This window comes from Anoxybacillus gonensis (genome assembly GCF_001187595.1).
In the GTDB taxonomy this organism is placed as follows: Bacteria; Bacillota; Bacilli; order Bacillales; family Anoxybacillaceae; genus Anoxybacillus; species Anoxybacillus gonensis.
In genome coordinates this window covers 841,654-859,421 of the sequence record NZ_CP012152.1, presented here as the reverse complement: position 1 = coordinate 859,421, position 17,768 = coordinate 841,654, and the positions used below count along the sequence as shown (strand labels likewise).

Annotated in this window: 26 protein-coding genes and 1 pseudogene; 7 read left to right on the top strand and 20 right to left on the bottom strand. The window is 42.7% G+C overall.

Annotated elements, in window-relative coordinates:
• Positions 1-14: 14 nt before the first annotated feature.
• Positions 15-860, bottom strand: a complete 846-nt coding sequence (gene glcT / locus AFK25_RS04620; RefSeq protein WP_019418011.1) for a glucose PTS transporter transcription antiterminator GlcT — start codon at positions 858-860, stop codon at positions 15-17.
• Positions 861-1,053: 193 nt separating this feature from the next.
• On the opposite strand from glcT, the gene AFK25_RS04615 reads away from it, so the two are divergent.
• Positions 1,054-1,857, top strand: a complete 804-nt coding sequence (locus AFK25_RS04615; RefSeq protein ID WP_035064091.1) for a Cof-type HAD-IIB family hydrolase — start codon at positions 1,054-1,056, stop codon at positions 1,855-1,857.
• Between the two features lie 23 nt (positions 1,858-1,880).
• Here the strand turns inward: AFK25_RS04615 and AFK25_RS04610 are convergent, their stop codons facing one another.
• Entirely contained in the window at positions 1,881-2,903 is a 1,023-nt protein-coding gene (locus AFK25_RS04610) for a C40 family peptidase (protein WP_035064094.1), read from the bottom strand.
• A 175-nt stretch (positions 2,904-3,078) separates the two neighbouring features.
• Between AFK25_RS04610 and AFK25_RS04605 the strand changes: the two genes are divergently transcribed.
• Positions 3,079-3,843: an alpha/beta fold hydrolase gene (locus tag AFK25_RS04605; RefSeq protein ID WP_035064097.1), complete on the top strand. Its 765-nt coding sequence runs from the start codon at positions 3,079-3,081 to the stop codon at positions 3,841-3,843.
• Positions 3,844-3,855: 12 nt separating this feature from the next.
• Here AFK25_RS04605 and mnhG read toward each other — a convergent pair whose 3' ends face one another.
• The 7 genes from mnhG to AFK25_RS04570 are packed head-to-tail and all read right to left on the bottom strand — an operon-like array spanning position 3,856 to position 9,542.
• Entirely contained in the window at positions 3,856-4,197 is a 342-nt protein-coding gene (gene mnhG / locus AFK25_RS04600) for a monovalent cation/H(+) antiporter subunit G (RefSeq protein ID WP_035064109.1), read from the bottom strand.
• The gene (locus AFK25_RS04595; RefSeq protein WP_009361107.1) at positions 4,187-4,462 is read right to left on the bottom strand and encodes a Na(+)/H(+) antiporter subunit F1; all 276 of its coding nucleotides are present in this window, start codon (positions 4,460-4,462) and stop codon (positions 4,187-4,189) included. The genes mnhG and AFK25_RS04595 overlap by 11 nt, the downstream gene beginning before the upstream one ends.
• Complete coding sequence (locus AFK25_RS04590) at positions 4,459-4,935, bottom strand: Na+/H+ antiporter subunit E (RefSeq protein ID WP_009361108.1); 477 nt, start codon at positions 4,933-4,935, stop codon at positions 4,459-4,461. Before AFK25_RS04590 ends, AFK25_RS04595 begins: the two co-directional genes overlap by 4 nt.
• A gap of 6 nt (positions 4,936-4,941) precedes the next feature.
• Positions 4,942-6,414: a Na+/H+ antiporter subunit D gene (locus AFK25_RS04585; RefSeq protein WP_035064113.1), complete on the bottom strand. Its 1,473-nt coding sequence runs from the start codon at positions 6,412-6,414 to the stop codon at positions 4,942-4,944.
• On the bottom strand, positions 6,407-6,739 hold the full coding sequence (locus tag AFK25_RS04580; RefSeq protein ID WP_009361110.1) for a Na(+)/H(+) antiporter subunit C: 333 nt from the start codon (positions 6,737-6,739) through the stop codon (positions 6,407-6,409). The genes AFK25_RS04585 and AFK25_RS04580 overlap by 8 nt, the downstream gene beginning before the upstream one ends.
• Positions 6,739-7,161, bottom strand: a complete 423-nt coding sequence (locus AFK25_RS04575; protein WP_009361111.1) for a Na(+)/H(+) antiporter subunit B — start codon at positions 7,159-7,161, stop codon at positions 6,739-6,741. The genes AFK25_RS04580 and AFK25_RS04575 overlap by 1 nt, the downstream gene beginning before the upstream one ends.
• Positions 7,158-9,542, bottom strand: a complete 2,385-nt coding sequence (locus AFK25_RS04570; protein WP_205626204.1) for a Na+/H+ antiporter subunit A — start codon at positions 9,540-9,542, stop codon at positions 7,158-7,160. The genes AFK25_RS04575 and AFK25_RS04570 overlap by 4 nt, the downstream gene beginning before the upstream one ends.
• A 112-nt stretch (positions 9,543-9,654) precedes the next feature.
• On the opposite strand from AFK25_RS04570, the gene AFK25_RS14985 reads away from it, so the two are divergent.
• The gene (locus tag AFK25_RS14985; protein ID WP_009361113.1) at positions 9,655-9,828 is read left to right on the top strand and encodes a hypothetical protein; all 174 of its coding nucleotides are present in this window, start codon (positions 9,655-9,657) and stop codon (positions 9,826-9,828) included.
• Here the strand turns inward: AFK25_RS14985 and AFK25_RS04565 are convergent.
• From AFK25_RS04565 to AFK25_RS04550, 5 genes are all read right to left on the bottom strand, one after another.
• Entirely contained in the window at positions 9,811-11,103 is a 1,293-nt protein-coding gene (locus AFK25_RS04565) for a globin-coupled sensor protein (RefSeq protein WP_035064116.1), read from the bottom strand. The genes AFK25_RS14985 and AFK25_RS04565 overlap by 18 nt on opposite strands.
• A gap of 81 nt (positions 11,104-11,184) precedes the next feature.
• Positions 11,185-11,328, bottom strand: a complete 144-nt coding sequence (locus tag AFK25_RS14775; RefSeq protein ID WP_009361115.1) for a YvrJ family protein — start codon at positions 11,326-11,328, stop codon at positions 11,185-11,187.
• 68 nt (positions 11,329-11,396) lie between these two features.
• A complete protein-coding gene (locus AFK25_RS04560; RefSeq protein ID WP_009361116.1) occupies positions 11,397-11,612 on the bottom strand; it encodes a DUF2922 domain-containing protein in 216 nt (71 codons plus the stop codon).
• A gap of 12 nt (positions 11,613-11,624) precedes the next feature.
• Positions 11,625-11,828 carry a DUF1659 domain-containing protein gene (locus tag AFK25_RS04555; protein ID WP_009361117.1) on the bottom strand — a complete coding sequence of 68 codons (204 nt, stop codon included), beginning with the start codon at positions 11,826-11,828 and terminating at the stop codon, positions 11,625-11,627.
• Between the two features lie 51 nt (positions 11,829-11,879).
• On the bottom strand, positions 11,880-12,194 hold the full coding sequence (locus AFK25_RS04550) for a winged helix-turn-helix transcriptional regulator (RefSeq protein ID WP_009361118.1): 315 nt from the start codon (positions 12,192-12,194) through the stop codon (positions 11,880-11,882).
• Between the two features lie 114 nt (positions 12,195-12,308).
• Between AFK25_RS04550 and AFK25_RS04545 the strand changes: the two genes are divergently transcribed.
• Positions 12,309-12,911 carry a nitroreductase family protein gene (locus AFK25_RS04545; RefSeq protein ID WP_009361119.1) on the top strand — a complete coding sequence of 201 codons (603 nt, stop codon included), beginning with the start codon at positions 12,309-12,311 and terminating at the stop codon, positions 12,909-12,911.
• 15 nt (positions 12,912-12,926) lie between these two features.
• Here the strand turns inward: AFK25_RS04545 and AFK25_RS04540 are convergent, their stop codons facing one another.
• Entirely contained in the window at positions 12,927-14,183 is a 1,257-nt protein-coding gene (locus tag AFK25_RS04540) for an ATP-binding protein (RefSeq protein ID WP_035064118.1), read from the bottom strand.
• Between the two features lie 18 nt (positions 14,184-14,201).
• Positions 14,202-14,444 (bottom strand): YueH family protein, encoded by a 243-nt coding sequence (locus tag AFK25_RS04535; protein ID WP_009361121.1) that lies wholly within the window; start codon positions 14,442-14,444, stop codon positions 14,202-14,204.
• 256 nt (positions 14,445-14,700) lie between these two features.
• Between AFK25_RS04535 and AFK25_RS04530 the strand changes: the two genes are divergently transcribed.
• Positions 14,701-15,225, top strand: coding sequence for a sigma-70 family RNA polymerase sigma factor (locus tag AFK25_RS04530; RefSeq protein ID WP_035064121.1), 525 nt, complete (start codon positions 14,701-14,703; stop codon positions 15,223-15,225).
• Here AFK25_RS04530 and AFK25_RS04525 read toward each other — a convergent pair.
• Positions 15,152-15,352, bottom strand: coding sequence for a hypothetical protein (locus AFK25_RS04525; protein WP_009361123.1), 201 nt, complete (start codon positions 15,350-15,352; stop codon positions 15,152-15,154). The genes AFK25_RS04530 and AFK25_RS04525 overlap by 74 nt on opposite strands.
• A gap of 141 nt (positions 15,353-15,493) precedes the next feature.
• Here AFK25_RS04525 and AFK25_RS04520 point away from each other — a divergent pair, with 141 nt between their 5' ends.
• Both AFK25_RS04520 and AFK25_RS14770 read left to right on the top strand, forming a co-directional pair.
• Entirely contained in the window at positions 15,494-15,817 is a 324-nt protein-coding gene (locus tag AFK25_RS04520; RefSeq protein WP_035064124.1) for a hypothetical protein, read from the top strand.
• Positions 15,818-15,905: 88 nt separating this feature from the next.
• A complete protein-coding gene (locus AFK25_RS14770; RefSeq protein WP_009362719.1) occupies positions 15,906-16,082 on the top strand; it encodes a YkvS family protein in 177 nt (58 codons plus the stop codon).
• A 15-nt stretch (positions 16,083-16,097) separates the two neighbouring features.
• Here the strand turns inward: AFK25_RS14770 and AFK25_RS04515 are convergent, their stop codons facing one another.
• From AFK25_RS04515 to AFK25_RS14765, 3 genes and pseudogenes are all read right to left on the bottom strand, one after another.
• Complete coding sequence (locus tag AFK25_RS04515) at positions 16,098-16,787, bottom strand: oxidoreductase (RefSeq protein ID WP_009362720.1); 690 nt, start codon at positions 16,785-16,787, stop codon at positions 16,098-16,100.
• Positions 16,788-16,904: 117 nt separating this feature from the next.
• Positions 16,905-17,234 (bottom strand): annotated as a pseudogene (queF, locus tag AFK25_RS04510) (preQ(1) synthase); the annotation flags it as partial.
• A 349-nt stretch (positions 17,235-17,583) separates the two neighbouring features.
• A complete protein-coding gene (locus AFK25_RS14765; RefSeq protein WP_420806288.1) occupies positions 17,584-17,751 on the bottom strand; it encodes a tunnelling fold family protein in 168 nt (55 codons plus the stop codon).
• Between the last annotated feature and the right edge of the window lie 17 nt (positions 17,752-17,768).

The following is a 17,768-nucleotide window of genomic DNA, read 5'->3' as shown; positions in this document are numbered from 1 at the left end:
AGATAAGTGCCCATTTATTCACTTTTTCCAGTTAACCGTTGCAAGTGCAACGTTAAATATACTGCTTCTGCTTCATCTACCGGAAGCTGCAACGTTTGCTGCATAATTTTTATGAGCTTCCACGACAGATTATAACATAGTGGGTATGTCTCTTTCAATATGTTTGATAATTTTTTTGGCTCTTCAATTTTTTCTCCTTTTTTCACTCGCTCAATCGCATAGCGCAAATGACGAACAAACCGTAAATAATGAATGCTTTCGCGATCAATGCGAATGTCGAGCTGTTCTTCAACGACAGAAACGAGCCGAGAAATCAATTGCGAATGTTGATTCACTTCCGACAGTTGATGATTTGTTAACGCACTATGAATGTGTAACGCGATAAAACCAATTTCTCCTTCAGGGAGTTGGATGTGCAATCGGTCATTTAACATATTCACGACTTCGGTAGCGACGTCATATTCAAGCGGATATAAACTTTTCGTTTCCACTAAAAACGGATTTTTAATATCCATTCCTTGTTCTAATCGCTTGATTGCGAACAAAATATGGTCCGTTAATGCGACGTGAATATGTTCGTTTAACGGACTGTTCGTTCGTTTTCGGATATGATAAATGATGTCGTTCATTAAGCCGATAAATTCTTCATCGACATGCGGCAACAACTTTTTATATTGTTCTTGTTCACGCTCATTTTTTAAAATAAACCATTTTTCAACGGCTTTTTGTTCAATGACGTCTCCTTTCTTTTTACCAAAGCCAATGCCTTTCCCGATTAACACGACTTCATCGTATGTTGGATGCGAGGCAATGAGCACGTTATTGTTTAATATTTTTTCAATGCGAAACGATTGTTCCACGTCTAGTTCGCCCCTTTAAAAACGTTTACATTACTTTCAATGTTACGAAACGAACGAAGCAACGTCAATGGAAATGCGATCATTTTTGCCAAGACAGCTGTGAACGTTTTTTTACAATGAGGCATTTCAATTGCACAAATGCGTTTGTTCGATTAAACTTTTGTTCATCACGAAATGGAAAGGAGTTGCCATCATGATTCAACTCATCGTCACCGATTTAGACGGTACGTTGCTCGGTTACGACCGACGCGTCAAAAAAGAAGATCGTGAGGCGGTCGTTCGCGCCATAACAAGCGGCATCCAGTTTGCCGTCGCTTCTGGGCGAATGGATAATGAAATTTTAGAAGTGTTAAAAGAAATCGGTCATGACGCGCATCGCATTAGCCAAAACGGCGCATTTGTGTACACAAGCGATCATCGTCTTCTTCATCAGCGCGCATTCGATTCAGCTCTTGCGCGTTCCATTTATGAACGGGCGCGCACTCTTGAAGCGATTGTGCTCGTATGTAACGAACAAACGAGCTTTGTCGAAACGAAAACGGAACAAATCGAACAAATGAGAGCGCGGTTATTTTTCGATATTGTTGAAAAGCGAGAGATGCTTCACGCGATTGGACGTGACATCCATCCGTCAAAAATCACAGTCATTGGGGAAGAGCATGTCGTCAACCGTTTTGAGCGCTTCGTCAATGAAACGTGGGGACCGTATGTCGATACGTTCATTTCTGAACCGCGTTGTTTAGACATTATGCCGAAACGAATTAGTAAAGGTGAAGCGCTTCAACTGTTAATGAACCATTTACACATTCAACCGGAAGAAGTCGCTTGCTTTGGCGACTCGTTTAATGATATTCCGATGTTTCGCCTCACCCCGCATAGTTTCGTCATGTCGCACGCGCATGAACAAGTGAAAAAAGAAGCCCGTTACGTCGTTTCCTCTGTACATGAGGCGATTGAAACGGTGTTTCGCATAAACGAGAAGATGCCTCAAACGTAAGAGGCATCTTCCTTTCAATTCAATTAAAAAAGACGAACGGCTTTTACTGCTCGCGGCGCCCAATACGGTTTCATGTTCGCAAACGCAACGCCTGTGCTTGTCGCCGCATGCAGCAACGTTTCGCTATCGACGACAATGGATACGTGGTTGATGACGCCGTCTCCTGTCGTATCAAAAAAGATCAAATCACCTTTTCGAACGCTTGCTAGTGGCACTTCCGTACCGACCATCGCTTGTTCGCGTGATGTGCGCGGCAATGTGATGCCGTTTTCGCTATATACGCGATACGTAAACGACGAGCAGTCAAATACATCTGTGCGCGTCGTCGGTGCACCGAACAAATAGGCTGCACCGATATATTTTTTCCCTGTTTCAATGATCGCATTCGCCCGTTCTTCCCATGAAAGCGGCACGTAAATCGTTTGTCCGACGCGAATGAAATCGACGCTCGTTATACTTGGATTTAACGCAAGTAAATGGTTGACTGTCGTATTGAATGTTTTCGCAATGGCGGATAACGTATCGCCCGGTTGAATGATATATGGTTTTGTTGCGCCATTTGGCTTTGCATTTGTTGTACTTGACGCTGGCGTTGGTGACGTCAATTGATTTGTCGTTGTATTTGTTGTGCTTGGCGCCGGCACTTTTAATACTTGTCCAACATAAATACGATTCACGTCTGTAATGGTCGGATTCAGTTCAAGAAGACGTGTCACCGTTGTATTCCATTTTTTAGCAATGGTAGATAACGTATCGCCACTTTGAATGGTATATGTTGTTGTAGTTGTTGTGTTTGTTGTTGTAGTTGTTGGCGCAGTTGGTTGCACAGTTGTTTGTGCATCAGGCACTTGTAATACTTGTCCAATAAAAATCGTATCGGTCGTTAGTTGATTTAACGTTTTTAATTCAGTCACTGACGTGCGGAACGTTTGGGCAATTTTCCATAACGAATCGCCTGATTTCACCGTATATTGTGCGGCATCTACCGCTTTTTCTCCTAAAAATAACGTCGATAATACCGCTCCAGCTACAATCGTTTTTTTCATCGTCCCAAACTCCTTTTTTCTGTTTTTGAAGCGCTTCCTTGCTCATATGATAACATGAAACTACAAATCTATTAACCGTATACTTTTAAACTTTTCTTCCATTAAATTGAAATAAGCATAAAATATCGATCTTTTTTCGCATACTATTCGTATGAAAACGAAAGGAAGATGCGAAATGGCTTATACATTTGTCGAACATTCCGTTCCTTTGTACTATGAAACGGTAGGAAGCGGGACACCGATCGTATTCGTTCATCCACCCGGCATGGGAAGTGTGACGTTTCATCGCCAGCAGCGCGAACTTTCTTCTTCATTTCAAGTCGTCACATACGATTTAAGAGGAAATGGAAAAAGTGGAAAAGGAAATAAGCCGATAACGATGGATATGTTAGCGAGCGATTTACATGAGCTGTTTCATCATTTACAAATCAAAGAAGCGATCGTTTGTGGTTATTCAAACGGAGGCTCGATTGCACAACATTTTGCCTTACAATATCCACATCAAGTGAAAGCGCTTATATTAATTGGCGGTTTTTCAGAAGTATGTACGCCGCTATTGTACGGTGAATTTTTGATGGGCATTTATGCAGTCAAATGGCATGGGCTATCTTTTTTAGCAAACGTGCTCGGTCGTTCCCACGGCATAACGAAAGAAGAACAACAAATGATTGCAAACTACGTTCGGTTAAGCGACCGAAAGCGTTTGTATGAAATGTACGTCACAGGTCTTCATTACCGTTCCACCGACCGATTGCACGAGCTTCGTTGTCCTCTTTTACTGATATACGGCGCTCGCGATTATTACGTTCATGCGTATGGTCGTCTATTTCAACAACATGCGCCCGACGTCCGCATCGTCTATGTTGACGGGGCACGACATCAAATTCCGACAAAACATGATGCCGAACTCCACCTGATCATTCGCTCATATTTTGCATAAAAAAGCTGACGGTCATTTTTCGCCAGCTTTTTCTTTTAAATCATCGCGAACTGTTCCTTCCCACCGCTCGACGTTTGCATAATACGCTGCGCGGCTAATGAGATGCGCCGCCACAGGAGATGTCATAAAAATAAAAATGATGCCGAGCAATAAACGAGAGTTAAAGTGGTTGTTTTCAATTAAAAAATGTAAAAACGCGCCGAGTAAAATGCACATGATGCCGAGCGTCGTACTTTTACTAATCGCATGGCTGCGCGTATATACATCCGGCAAACGAATCGCGCCGATCGCAGATAAAAGGGTCAACACCGCGCCAAGTAAAATGAGCGTTGCCACAATCACATTAGCAATCATCCCCACGTTCGATGACAACCCCTTTCTCTAAAAACTTCGCAAACGCGACCGTCCCAACAAACGCTAAAATGCCAATGAGCAAAATGACATCTAAAAACGCGCTCGTATTTAACAACATCGAAACGATCGCAACCATCCCCGCAAGTGTAATGCCCATCGCATCGAGCGCAATGATGCGATCAGCGACACTTGGCCCTTTTACGACGCGATATAAAAAACCGATCATGGCGAATGACAAGATGACGAGGGCGATATTTGCAATCATTTGCTCACCTCCATAATCGTTTTTTCAAACGATTGTTTAATGCTTTCAATGGCTTCATGCACATCTGGGCTATTTAACGCATGAATATACAACGTACTTCCATCATCTGACACGTCTAAAACGAGCGTACCCGGCGTGAGCGTAATGAGCATCGCCAAAATGGTAATTTCCCACTCTTTTTTTAATTCCGTCGGCAAAGCGAAAATGGCCGGCTGAATCGTTAACGGACGTTTCATAACGACTTTCGCAACGGCGATGTTCGATAAAATGAGCTCTTTGAAAAAAATAAACAACAATTTCACAATGACGAACACCGGAACGAGATAAAAACGAGAGTGAAAAAAGCGACGCAAGATGAAAAGGATAAGCAACCCGATTATATAGCCAACGATAAACGATGCCCCGTCAAATGAAACCGTTAAAAACATCCATACGAACGCTAAACAAACGTTTAATAAAATTTGAAATGCCATCGCTTTCTACTCCTTTAACACCGCTTGAATGTACAAATCCGGTTCTGTCAATACACGAACGGCATCGACAACAAACGGGCGAACAAATTCTACGCCAACCCCGTATGCAACGGATAAAACAAGCAACACGAGCACAGGAACGATTCGTCCATCAAGCCGCTTTTGTTCAAACCCTTTTTTCTCTCCCCAAAAGCCGTTCATAAATATTTTCATGACAGAATATAACACAAGCAAACTCGACAATAAAATGACGATCGCTTCAAATAAGAGATGCGCATCGAAGCTCGCTTTTACAATAAGCAACTTACCGATAAATCCGCTAAATGGCGGAATGCCTGCAAGCGATAACGCGGCGATAAAAAACGCCCAACCGAGAAGCGGGTATGACGCCATTAATCCAGAAAACGTACGAATATCGTTCGAACGGGTAATCGAAAAGACGATGCCAACGAACAAAAAGAGCGTCGTTTTCATCACCATATCTTGCAACAAGTAAAAAATCGTTCCTTCTACACTTTCTGACGTCATCATGGAAACGCCAAAAATCATGACGCCAACAGCGGCAATAATGTTGTAAATGACGATGTAACGCATGTCGTCATACGCCACCGCTCCGATTGCGCCAATCGCAATCGTACCGAGCGCAAGCCAAGCGAGCAACGTATGCGTGTAGGCAGCATCATGCGTAAATAAAAGCGTAAACGTGCGCAAGATCGCATATACCCCTACTTTTGTCAACAAGCCTCCAAATAGCGCTAGCACAGGTGTCGGCGGCGCATAATATGCACCCGGAAGCCAAAAGTAAAACGGAAAAATCGCTCCTTTTAATCCAAATACAACGAGAAACAATACGGCAATAACCGTTAAAATAGGAGAAGGACCAAGGTCATGAATGCGCTCAGCTAAATGCGCCATATTTAACGTCCCTGTCACCGCGTATAAATACGCCACCGCAACGACGAATAATGCGGACGAAATGACGTTGACAAGCGTATATTTAATCGTTTCACGCAATTGCATTTTCGTGCCGCCAAGCACAAGCAAAACGTATGAAGACATAAGCATCACTTCAAAAAAGACGAACAAGTTAAACAAATCGCCTGTCGTAAATGATCCGTTCACACCGACGAGCAAAAATTGAAAAAACGAATAGTAATAAAATGTTTCCCGCTCTTTGCCAATGGCATAAAACGAGTACACTAAACAAGCAAGAGCGATGATGCTTGCGGTAAGTACAAGAAGCGCAGATAACGAATCAGATACGAGCGTAATGCCAAATGGTGCTGGCCAATTTCCAACGTTTAACGTTTGAATGCCGTCTGTATGGACGCGATAAAGCAACACGCTACTTGCAACGATTAAACTACTTGTCGCTACCGCTGAAACGACGCGTTGCCAAAACACGTGCTTCGGGAAAAAAATAAGAATGATTGCCGTCACAAGCGGAATGACAATCGGCAAAAGTAGAAGGTTACTCATCTCCCTTCATCCCTTCCATATGATCTGTTCCAATTTCTTGGTATGAACGATACGCCAACACTAAGAAAAATGCTGTTACCCCAAAACTGATGACAATTGCTGTTAAAATGAGCGCTTGCGGCAGCGGGTCGACGTATCGCGTCGCTTTTTCTCCTAAAAGCGGCGGGGCGCCTACTTTTAACCCGCCCATTGTCAACAACAACAAATGAGCGCCATGGCTAAGCAAGCCTGTACCGATAATGATGCGAAGCAAACTTTTGCTCAGTATTAAATATGTCGCAGCGGTAAATAAACAACCGATGACGACAATCATAAGCAGTTCCATTAGTCGCTCTCCCCTATCGTTTCAATAATAATCATCGTCACGCCAACGACGACAAAATAAACGCCTAAGTCAAATAACACTGCGGTATGAAGCGACGTATGGTCAAGCAACGGCAAATGAACGTATTGATACGCATGCGTTAAAAACGGTCGGTCGAGAAATAGGCTGCTTATTCCTGTTCCGACCGCAAACAACAATCCGATCGCCACAAGCCATTTATAATTGATCGGAACCATGTTGCGAACCGTTTCAATATCAAATGCTAAAAGCAATAAAACGAGCGCACCAGCTGTCATTAATCCGCCGATAAAACCGCCGCCCGGATAATAATGACCTGCAAAAAACAGTTGAACAGAAAAAAGCACGATGATCGGCGTGACGACCGCTGTTGTCGTTCGTAAAATGACATCGTTTCGCTTCATCGCTCCTCCTCCTTCGCCAGCCGCAATTTTACCATCGCATAAATGCCTAAGGCGGCAATCGCTAACACGCATATTTCAAACAACGTATCAAAGCCGCGGAAATCGACTAAAATGACGTTGACCATATTTTTTCCAGCCGCTTTTTCATACGTATTGTCTACGTAATATTGCGAAATGGAATCAAAATGTTTTCCTGCATACGCAAAAAAGGCAATGACGCTCATCGTGACGCCAACCGCAACGGAAATAAGCGCATTTCCTACGTTAAAACCGACGCTTTCTTGCTTTTGGCTAAATTTCGGCAAATGATAAAAACAAAGCAAAAAGAGCGCAACGGAAATCGTTTCAATGACAAGTTGCGTGAGCGCTAAATCCGGAGCGCGAAATAGCACGAAAAATAACGCCACCGCATAACCGACAGCCCCTAACGAGACGATAGCTGTTAAGCGCGATTTGGCCATCACCGTCGTGATCGTCGCCGCAATCATGGCTACAGCGAGCACAACTTCATATACGCGAACGTGCGCTAGGCGACTTAAATCGATGTTCCATTGCTCGCTTACACCGATTGTAAACAAAAGCAAACCAACAAGCGAGGCAAACATGTACATCAAGTACGTGCGCATCGAACCAGTCATCATGCGTGACATCACCGCACGAGCCCCTCTTTCCATCCAAACGAACGACTGATCGTACAAAACGTTTAGCGACATCCGTTCCGAAAGGCGAGCATACACCTTTTTCCATTTTGAAAACATGCGATACAACAACAAACCGAACAATAAGACGCCAATCGTCATAAACAATTCTGGCGTAAACCCGTGCCAATGGGAAATATGGACGTCAACAGCTTCATTTGGCGTAAACAGTCCGTATAATACCGCATATACGGCTGGTGCTAATATCGAGTCGGACAATACGTTTGGCACCATTCCAATGAAAATGACGAGCAATGCTAGCACAATCGGTGCAACGAGCATCCCAATTGGCGCTTCATGCGCTTCTTTTTTCAACAAATGCGGCTTGTACGTGCCAAAAAACGTGCGGCTCACGAAAAGCGCGCTATATACAAACGTAAATATGCTTGCGATCCATGCAACGATCGGTAAAATAGCGGCCCAACCTGCCACTTCTGTTGCACGCAACATCGCAGTAAAAAACATTTCTTTACTTAAAAAGCCGTTAAACGGCGGCAGTCCCGCCATCGAAAGCGAGCCGATCAGCGCGATCGTAAACGTCATCGGCATCACCGTCATTAAACCGCCAAGGCGACGAATGTCGCGTGTTCCTGTTTCATGGTCCACGATGCCGACGACCATAAATAAACTTCCTTTAAACGTCGCATGGTTAAATAAATGAAAAATCGCAGCTAGCACCGCAACCATAAATATGTTTTCTTCCATCCAATCGTAATGAAACGCTAGTCCCCCGACTCCTAGCAGCGACGTAATTAAACCGAGCTGGCTGACGGTTGAAAACGCTAAAATCGCTTTTAAATCCGTCTGTTTTGACGCTAAAAACGATGCCCAACATAACGTCACAAGCCCAACGAGCGCCACGGTCCAAACCCAAAAAGACGAAACCGCAAAAATCGGCGTCAAGCGTGCAATTAAATAAATTCCTGCTTTCACCATCGTGGCAGAGTGCAAATACGCACTAACAGGCGTCGGTGCTTCCATCGCATCAGGTAACCAAATATAGAACGGAAATTGCGCTGATTTCGTAAAAGCACCAAACAAAATAAGGAAAAGAGCGGGGATAAACAGCGGATGTTCCGTTAATGGTGTATTGATGAGTTCACGAATGTGATACGTTCCACCTGCGATCGCAAGGGCAACAAATCCACCGAGCATAAGTAGCCCGCCAAACATCGTAATAAGCATCGATTTTTGTGCCCCGTAGCGCGACCGGTCACGCGTATACCAATAAGCGATTAACAAAAACGATGAAATAGATGTCAATTCCCAAAAGACGTATAGCGCAATGAGATGGTCTGATAAAACGACACCGAGCATAGCGCCCATAAATAGAAGTAAATATACGTAAAAATGGCCGAGCTGTTCTTTTCCTTTTTGCAAATAATAAATGGAATATAGTACAACGAGCGTACCGATTCCTGTAATCAATAATGCAAACAATAAACTTAATCCATCGACATATACGTCAAATGAAATGTGTAGCGACGGAATCCAAGGCATTGTCGCACGAATCGCTTCACCGTTGCGCACGTCTTCCATATAAGATAGGAAATAAACAAATAACGCAAGCGGAAGCGGCAAGACGAACCACCCGACGTGTAGCGAGCGGACAAATTTGTACAAAAATGGAACGAATAGCGCCAACAAAAACGGCGCGAACATCGCGATATGTAATGTCGGCAAAGCAGTCAACCCCCTTCTAACATAACAATCCTCTTTTTTATACGAACCATATGTATAAAAAGTTTCACTTTTTTTCAAAATACATAGTAAAAACGATGAAAGGAGAAAAGCGATGGTTGCTTTTTTTATGTTTGCCATGTTTTTCGCCGACTATGAAACCGAAGGAAAAAAAATAGAGCCTTCCATTTACGCAACCGTAAACGAAAGGCATCATGAGCCGTTTCAACCAAGACAGTATATTCGGAAAGTAGAGAAAAAAGAGGACGAATTACAATTCGCTCGCTAACCCTTCTAATTCATCCGCAGAGGCGGAAACGTGTTCCATCGCCTCGTGAATTTCGCTTACTGCTTGTACACACGCTTTCATTTCGCCGTCAATGCGGACGCTATATTGGCAAATACGTTCAAGCGCTGCTGCAAATTCATCAAAAAACGAATAAATCGTTTCCATTCCATTTGTACTCTCGGTCACAGAAAGCGATGCTTGTTCAAGCGATTGCGACATCGCAACAATATGATCATGAATGTCGCTTAATACGCGCGACACGTCAGCGACCGATTGTTTCGTTTGTGTTGCGAGTTTGCGCACTTCATCAGCAACAACAGCAAACCCTTTTCCGTGCTCCCCTGCGCGCGCCGCTTCAATCGATGCGTTCAACGAAAGCATATTCGTTTGATCCGCAATGGACGTCACAAGCGAAGCGATATGTTCAATTTCTTTCATCGCTTGTTGGAGCTTGCCCATATTCGTTTCAATTTGTTTCATTTTTTCGTTCATTTGTCGCATGTTTTCTACTTGCGCTTGCAGTTGTTGTTTTCCTTTTTCTGATTTTTCAGCGCTCGCCACAGCCACATGAGAAGCTTCTTGCGCTGCTTGCAAAATGCCAGCAGTTTGCGCGTTTAACGAAGAAACGGAAGCGCTTACTTCATCAGAGACGTGACTTAACTGTTGAATTGATACTTTCACTTGTTCTTTCATTTGTTGTTTGAGCGTCTCCATTTGTAAACGAAGCGCTTCATTTTCCTGTTCATATTGTTCTAAAACGAGTTGTTGTTCGACGTTTAACATTTTAGAGACCGATTTCATAACGACAATGACATACGATGGCTGACGTAATTGTTCTAACATGACCGCTAATATTTCTTCAAGCAAATGTTGAAACGAAGCGATGTACCATTTCGGTTCTAAACCGATGCGGACGTGTGCTTGGGCAATGCGGCGCCTTTTTTCAATAAACGCTTCATCAATCTGTCCGTTAAACATTTCTTTGACATGGATCGTTAACGTTTGTTTTAGGCGCTCAATTGTGCTATGTTGTTGAATGATTGAAAGCAAATGACTTTCTGTTTGAAGCGCACGATAAAAAGCGTCAACGATGCGAGCAATATGTGCTTCGATATAAGGTTTGACGTGCTGTAAAATCGCAATATCTTTCGTCGTCATCCCGATGAGCGCCAGCTGTCGTTCGACCGTTTTATCGTTCAAACGAAGCAGTTCTTCTTTCATTTGTAAAATCGCCTCAAGTTGTAAATCACGCTCATCTCGTTTTCGTTTAAACAAAATAAAACCCCCCTTAACTCACATAAACAACATGTTTACATATGTATGTTAACAAACGGAAGAAAAAAAGAAAACACCCATTTAGTTGGGTGCTTTCCATTGTTCACCTAGCGTACGAATCGAATCGATGACCGCATCTAATTTTCCTTCAATCCGATGCAGTAAATAAAACGTCACCGCAATAGGAAAACCGACATCGGAAAGAAGCGACAAATAGGCTTCCATCTTTCTCATCCTTTCTTTTTTCGCTTATATGCGACAAGGTGTCCTGTGTGTCAGGACACCTTCACTCGTTAAGCAAACGCCCATTGTGTCATCGTCGTATCGATGAGGCGCGCTCCTTTTTTCGCGATGAGATCGCCTCCGCTAGACGGAAAGACGTTTGCGGCAATGATGACATCCATCACTTGACTAATTTGCGCTTCTGTCACATCTTCACGCGGTGCATCAATCGTGAAACGAACCGTCTTTCCTTCCTCATTCATAAACTGCAATTCAAGCGTTTTCATTTTTCATCCCTCCTATTCGCCTAATACGTGCACATCGTTGCGATATACGTGAACGAGCGGAGCGCTTTGCAAAGATGCGAGCGCTTGGGCAACAGAGACGAGCGAGCTTTCCGTTGCGTTCGGTTTAATCGTATACGTTTTGTTTTTATATACCGGTTTGCCCGTTTCTGTCACGCCCACTTCAAACGTTAAACGAAGTTGTGAACGTTGAATCACGCCTCCTCCCCTCCTTTCACCTATAACTATCGCAACGACAATGGCAAAAGGTTAGGGACTACACCATTTTTCTGCCCATGCTTGCATCGCTTCCATCACGATGCGTAAATCTTTTCCTTTCTCCGTTAATTCGTATTCAATGCGCACAGGCTTTTCCGGATATACATGACGGACGACGATTTGTTCTTCTTCTAACTCTTTTAATCGTTCTGTTAACATTTTTTGACTGATTTCTGGAATACTTTCTGCTAAATCTTTAAAGCGAAGCGGACCGCGAAATAAGACGTGAATAATTAATCCATTCCATCTTTTACCGATTAATTCAAACGCCGCTTCAATTTTTGGACAAACATGTGAATGTTCCATGAATGATCACCCTATGCATGAAATTTGACAAACTTATTGTAACTAAATTAATATATTTATCGTAACTAACAAAAAGTGAGTAATATTATTTTTGTATGTTCAAGGAGGATATATATGATTTCAATTATGGAACAACGTCAATCGATTCGGAAATACGATCCGAATGCTTCGATTTCGAAAGAACAACTGACAAAAATTTTACAATTAGCAACAAAAGCGCCTTCCGCTTGGAACTTGCAACATTGGCATTTCGTCGTCATCTATGGAAAAGAAGCGCAACAAAAGCTTCTTCCGATCGCTTACAATCAACAACAAATTGTTGATGCATCCGCGGTCGTTGCGGTGCTTGGCGATTTACAAGCGAATAAAAAAACAGATGCCGTATATGATCCGCTTGTCGCACAAGGAAAAATGACAAAAGAAGTGAAAGAGACGCTCGCCAAACAAATTGAACAAGCATATACAAACGCACAATATGCGCGCGATGCTGCGTTCACGAACGCTTCGTTAGCGGCGATGCAACTCATGCTTGCCGCAAAAGCAGAAGGGTTTGATACGTGCGCCATCGGCGGCTTTGATCCACAAGCATTCATGAAAGAATTTCACATTTCAGACCGATACATTCCGGTGATGCTTATTACAATCGGTAAAGCGAGCGCGCCAGCCCATCCGTCTCTCCGTTTACCAGTAGATGAAGTCACGACATGGGTAAAGTGATAAAAATGACCCGTTTTAAGACGGGTCATTTTTATATGTTGGCAATATGATATGAACCCGCGTTCCTTTGCCGACTTTGCTTTCGATTTGCATCGTGCCTTTATGTTCATGAATCATTTTCATGCTCGTCGTTAAACCAAGTCCCATTCCTTTTTCTTTTAACGTATAAAACGGTTCGCCAATTCGTTTTAAACGCTCTTGTTCAATGCCTTTTCCTGTATCTTCGATGATAATATGGACGCGGTCATCTTCTTCTTTCGTAGAAATCGTAAGCGTTCCCCCTTTTGGCATCGCTTCTAAGGCGTTTTTTACGACGTTGACAAACACTTGGATGAGCTCGTTTTTGTCGCCGTATACGGTTGCCGATGTGTGCGGTTCGTATTTCATTTGTACATTTTGCAAAATCGCTTCGTACGTAAACAATCCGACAACGTAGTCAACAACGTCGTGTAAAGCGAGCGGCTTATACGATTTCATTTGCGGTTTCGCTAGCACGAGAAGTTGGCTCACGATTTGATTGACGCGCTCAATTTCATCTAACATAATTTGCACGAAACGTTCATCTACTTCTTTCGTTTCTTTCATCATTTGTAAAAAGCCTTTAATGGACGTGAGCGGATTGCGAATTTCGTGGGCGATGCCTGCCGCTAACTCGCCGATGACCGATAGTTTTTCTTTTTTCAACAACAGCTGCTCAGCAACTTTTTGTTGCGTAATGTCGCGGCCGATGACGACAAGCCCTTTTCGTTTTCCGTTTTCGTAAAATAGCGGCACTTTAATGACGTCAAACGTTTTCATTTCACCGTTTGGCATCGGAAACGATTCTTCCGCACGCGTCACCGTTTTTGCCCGCCACGCTTCTTCATCCGAATCGATGCAATAAAGTAACGCCTCGCGAAAATGAGGAGTATATTCCGCCAGTTCCGCATCTGTTTTTCCTTTATAATCGACATGCTCAAGCCCATAAAGCTTTAAACCAAATTCGTTTACTCTAAGCCAACGCCCTTGTCCATCTTTAAACGAGACGAAATCAGGCATCGCATGAATGAGCGTCAACAGCTCTTGTTCGCTTTCGCTCATCTGTTTTAAGGCACGATGTTTTTTCAAAGCGATATACATAAATACAGCAGACAACACGACAAAAATAAAGCCTTTAAACGTTTGAACATATGGCATGATGTGTTGTGGAAGCGGTAACTTTTCTACGTAAAAATCAGTCAATACGATCCAAATGGTGCTGACAATCACATAAATGACAATGGCGTATTTCATCTGGCAACGAAACCTTTCTTACATTTCTCTCATCCATTGTGCAAGCTTCATCGCAAGAGGCGAAACATGTTCTTCTTCTAACACTTTCGCAAGCGATTGTTGTAAACGTGATTCGATGTGAGCGAAATCATCATAGCTGACATAAATGGACCATTCCAAATACGGAATCGCGACAACGATATATTGTTCTTTTTTATTTTCATAAATGTATACATTTTGTTGTAATGATTGTTCATCAATCGTCGCTTTTCTAATTTTCATCTCTTACTCATGCCTTTCCATTTTTTATTATCATATCACAAAATTTTTCCATTGTTCAAAACATTTTTTAGCAAATCGGTTCATTTTCACTTCGTTTTTCGTCTGATTTTTTGTATTTCCTCTAGGCAAATGGTGTGTATGCAGAACATAAACGGACGATTTTTATCCGTTTTCCCTTTCGCTTGGCGCAAGCGTTTTTGTTAGGCTAAATGTACCGCGGAATAACTGAAGGCGCGCCTTCAAGGAAGGGATATATATGTCATTTGAAAAAATCGTTGCCGAATATCGCCCACTCATTTCTTATATCATTCGCAAGTTGCACATTCGCCGTCATGTCGATGAATATATGCAAATTGGCTTCATTGCGCTTTGGGAAGCATATGAACGATACGACGAAACGAAAGGTTCCTTTTGTACGTTCGCATTTAAAATGATTCGCTGGCGCATCGTGTCACAGCTGCGCAAAGAAACGAGAAACGTATACGTTCCGTTGCCAGATGAATATGTGTTAAAAGAAAATGTCGATTTTTTTGCCGACATCATGTGGGAAGAAGCGATGCAATATTTAACGCCACGTGAGCGCATATGGCTTGTTCGTCATGTGATCGAAGGAAAAACATTAAAACAAATCGCTCATGAAGAAGGCGTAAGCGTGAATGCCGTAAAACAATGGCGCATGTCCGCCGTCAAAAAGCTAAAACGTTACGTTAACTGCGCGGCTCATCCATATAGTAGTACACGACATCGCCGCCGCGCTGGGCAACGCCGCGAAAATGTTTAAAATCTTCTTGTTGGACGAGCACATGACGAAACGTTAAAAAATGTTCCTTTTTCACAAGTACATGTGGAATGGCGCGCGTGCGCAATTGTTGAAGAAGTTGCTTTGCTTCTTGTTCAGTCACGTTCATCCCTCCCTCTTTGTTTTAACGTGCTGAACGATACATGTCAATACGATGTGTGAATGCCTAATTTTGTTATATTGACACACGTCTATCGAAAATGCACATACAATGTTGGTGGATTCTAAATGAAAGAAAGGAAGATGAACGATGAATGACTGGAATATGTATGAAGATTTCCGTTTAGATCAACAAATGATGCCGCAAACGATGCCAATGCCGCAAATGCCGCAACAAATGCCACAGATGATGCCACAACAAATGCAGCCGATGCCAATGCCGCAGATGATGCCACAACAAATGCCACAAATGATGCCGGGGGATTGTGGCTGTGGGATGCCGATGGGACCGATGTGGCCAGGAATGCCGCAAATGATGCCACAAACGATGCCAATGCCACAAATGCCGCAACAAATGCCACAGATGATGCCTGGACCAATGTGGCCGTACATGCCGTATGGGCCACAGCGTTAAAAATAGTTGAAAATGCCCTTTACGAACGAGGAAAAATCATGCAAAATAGAAAAAAGGTTTAAAAATTCAAAAGTAAAGGGGATTTTCAATGAAAAAAGCGCAAATTGGCGACATCATTGAATTTAAAAATGGGTTGCGGGGAATTGTTGAAAAAGTAAACGAAAATTCAGTTATTGTCGATTTAACGTATATGGACAACTACAAAGAACTCGACTTGCAAGAACGAACAGTCGTCAACCATAAAAACTACAAAATTGTAGAATAGCGAAAAGAGGGCTGCTTATTGTTGATGAGACAGCCCTCTTTGTTGTTCACATTGCCCTTTCATTTCGCTACATTCGTAAATGTATACCCCTTGTTTTTCTGAAAGTGCAGCATAATACATCGCTTCTGCCACTTGTTTTGCGGCGATCGGTTTATATTTTTCCCATTTGCCGACGAACGCAAACGAAAAACCGTGACAAAGCCATTCCGCTGTTTTTTCACCGAGACGAAATTCTTGTCGCTCACCTGTTAATAACGATGGGCGAAAAATGTGCAACGAGCGAATCGTAAGCCGCTGCAACGCTTCTTCCGTCTCTCCTTTGACGCGATTGTAAAAAAACATCGAATGCGGATCTGCCCCGATCGCAGAAACGAATAAAAACGTTTTGACGTGACATTTTTCCGCCAGTTTTGCCGCCCGCAACGTATATTCGTAATCGACTTTAATAAATTGTTGTCTTGTTTTTGCTTTTTTCATCGTCGTCCCTAAACAACTAAATACATCGTCGACATGAAAATATTCTTCATATTGTTCTATTTTGTCAAAATCAACGACAACTTGTTTTAATTTTTCATGCTTGCACGCCATTTGTTTTCGAACAAACACCGTCACTTGTTCATAATGCTCCGAACGAAGCAACCGCTGGAGAAGCTCGCCTCCGACTAATCCGCTTGCTCCGATCACAAGAGCCGTTCTCTGTCTCAAATGAAGACCCCCCAAACAAAAAAGGTTCGTAACAATTTGTCATTATATACCCGTTTACGAAAAAAAACTAGTTCTCTTTTATGAATTTTTTAAGGCTGACTTCATGAGCCAGCCTTCTTAGCGATTATCTACTTTTTCCGGATATAAATCGTGGTTTAATAAGCGATATTCCGCCATTTGTTCGTATTTCGTTCCCGGGCGACCCCAGTTGCAATACGGGTCAATCGAAATGCCGCCGCGCGGTGTAAATTTCCCCCACACTTCAATGTAGCGCGGCTCCATGACGCGAATTAAATCGTTCATAATAATATTGACGCAATCTTCATGAAAATCACCATGATTGCGGAAACTAAATAAATATAACTTCAGTGACTTGCTTTCAACACATTTTTTATCAGGAATGTAACTAATGTAAATTGTAGCAAAATCTGGTTGTCCGGTTTTTGGCAACTGCTTTTTGTAGAGCAGGTGGACTATATCTTATTCTTATTCGACTGCGATATCGAATAAGAACCCTTGCGCTTCCACCACGATATTTTCATCGTGATGTACTCTACTCTCTTCCTTTATCACTACTTTTACTCGCTTCGTGATAAAGTGATTTCGATAGTCTCTGCACCTTCCTTAAAGAAAAAGGCTGTATACATCGCACTTTCTTCTTTAAGGCTTGGCTCAGGGTTGGAGAAATAGGGTTCTAATAAATGGATAAGACGATTCTCTTCTTGCATCTTTCCCTGTTTTCTCTTCCCCTGAATTCACAAGGTTTAGCCGACAGTGTCACCACTGAAGTGTGCCCTCATTGACACAAGCTCGTAAACTCCGGACAGTTAAATTTTACAAAGTAGTCGCGGTTAGGATGTTTGTTATCAAACACTTCAAGAATGTCTGGACTGTATTCGAATACATATTTCGTTCCTTGGTTTCCAAGAAGCGTAACTCCTTGTAGTTCTTCATCTTTTCTCATCGCTTTCTCCTCCTTTA

Excerpts from the sequence above, each read along its gene's own strand:
- AFK25_RS04615 (WP_035064091.1), top strand. The coding sequence starts at position 1,054 with ATGATTCAACTCATCGTCACCGATTTAGACGGTACGTTGCTCGGTTAC.
- AFK25_RS04610 (WP_035064094.1), bottom strand. The coding sequence starts at position 2,903 with ATGAAAAAAACGATTGTAGCTGGAGCGGTATTATCGACGTTATTTTTA.
- AFK25_RS04605 (WP_035064097.1), top strand. The coding sequence starts at position 3,079 with ATGGCTTATACATTTGTCGAACATTCCGTTCCTTTGTACTATGAAACG.
- mnhG (WP_035064109.1), bottom strand. The coding sequence starts at position 4,197 with ATGATTGCTAATGTGATTGTGGCAACGCTCATTTTACTTGGCGCGGTG.
- AFK25_RS04595 (WP_009361107.1), bottom strand. The coding sequence starts at position 4,462 with ATGATTGCAAATATCGCCCTCGTCATCTTGTCATTCGCCATGATCGGT.
- AFK25_RS04590 (WP_009361108.1), bottom strand. The coding sequence starts at position 4,935 with ATGGCATTTCAAATTTTATTAAACGTTTGTTTAGCGTTCGTATGGATG.
- AFK25_RS04585 (WP_035064113.1), bottom strand. The coding sequence starts at position 6,414 with ATGAGTAACCTTCTACTTTTGCCGATTGTCATTCCGCTTGTGACGGCA.
- AFK25_RS04580 (WP_009361110.1), bottom strand. The coding sequence starts at position 6,739 with ATGGAACTGCTTATGATTGTCGTCATCGGTTGTTTATTTACCGCTGCG.
- AFK25_RS04575 (WP_009361111.1), bottom strand. The coding sequence starts at position 7,161 with ATGAAGCGAAACGATGTCATTTTACGAACGACAACAGCGGTCGTCACG.
- AFK25_RS14985 (WP_009361113.1), top strand. The coding sequence starts at position 9,655 with ATGGTTGCTTTTTTTATGTTTGCCATGTTTTTCGCCGACTATGAAACC.
- AFK25_RS14775 (WP_009361115.1), bottom strand. The coding sequence starts at position 11,328 with ATGGAAGCCTATTTGTCGCTTCTTTCCGATGTCGGTTTTCCTATTGCG.
- AFK25_RS04560 (WP_009361116.1), bottom strand. The coding sequence starts at position 11,612 with ATGAAAACGCTTGAATTGCAGTTTATGAATGAGGAAGGAAAGACGGTT.
- AFK25_RS04550 (WP_009361118.1), bottom strand. The coding sequence starts at position 12,194 with ATGGAACATTCACATGTTTGTCCAAAAATTGAAGCGGCGTTTGAATTA.
- AFK25_RS04545 (WP_009361119.1), top strand. The coding sequence starts at position 12,309 with ATGATTTCAATTATGGAACAACGTCAATCGATTCGGAAATACGATCCG.
- AFK25_RS04540 (WP_035064118.1), bottom strand. The coding sequence starts at position 14,183 with ATGAAATACGCCATTGTCATTTATGTGATTGTCAGCACCATTTGGATC.
- AFK25_RS04535 (WP_009361121.1), bottom strand. The coding sequence starts at position 14,444 with ATGAAAATTAGAAAAGCGACGATTGATGAACAATCATTACAACAAAAT.
- AFK25_RS04530 (WP_035064121.1), top strand. The coding sequence starts at position 14,701 with ATGTCATTTGAAAAAATCGTTGCCGAATATCGCCCACTCATTTCTTAT.
- AFK25_RS04525 (WP_009361123.1), bottom strand. The coding sequence starts at position 15,352 with ATGAACGTGACTGAACAAGAAGCAAAGCAACTTCTTCAACAATTGCGC.
- AFK25_RS04520 (WP_035064124.1), top strand. The coding sequence starts at position 15,494 with ATGAATGACTGGAATATGTATGAAGATTTCCGTTTAGATCAACAAATG.
- AFK25_RS14770 (WP_009362719.1), top strand. The coding sequence starts at position 15,906 with ATGAAAAAAGCGCAAATTGGCGACATCATTGAATTTAAAAATGGGTTG.
- AFK25_RS14765 (WP_420806288.1), bottom strand. The coding sequence starts at position 17,751 with ATGAGAAAAGATGAAGAACTACAAGGAGTTACGCTTCTTGGAAACCAA.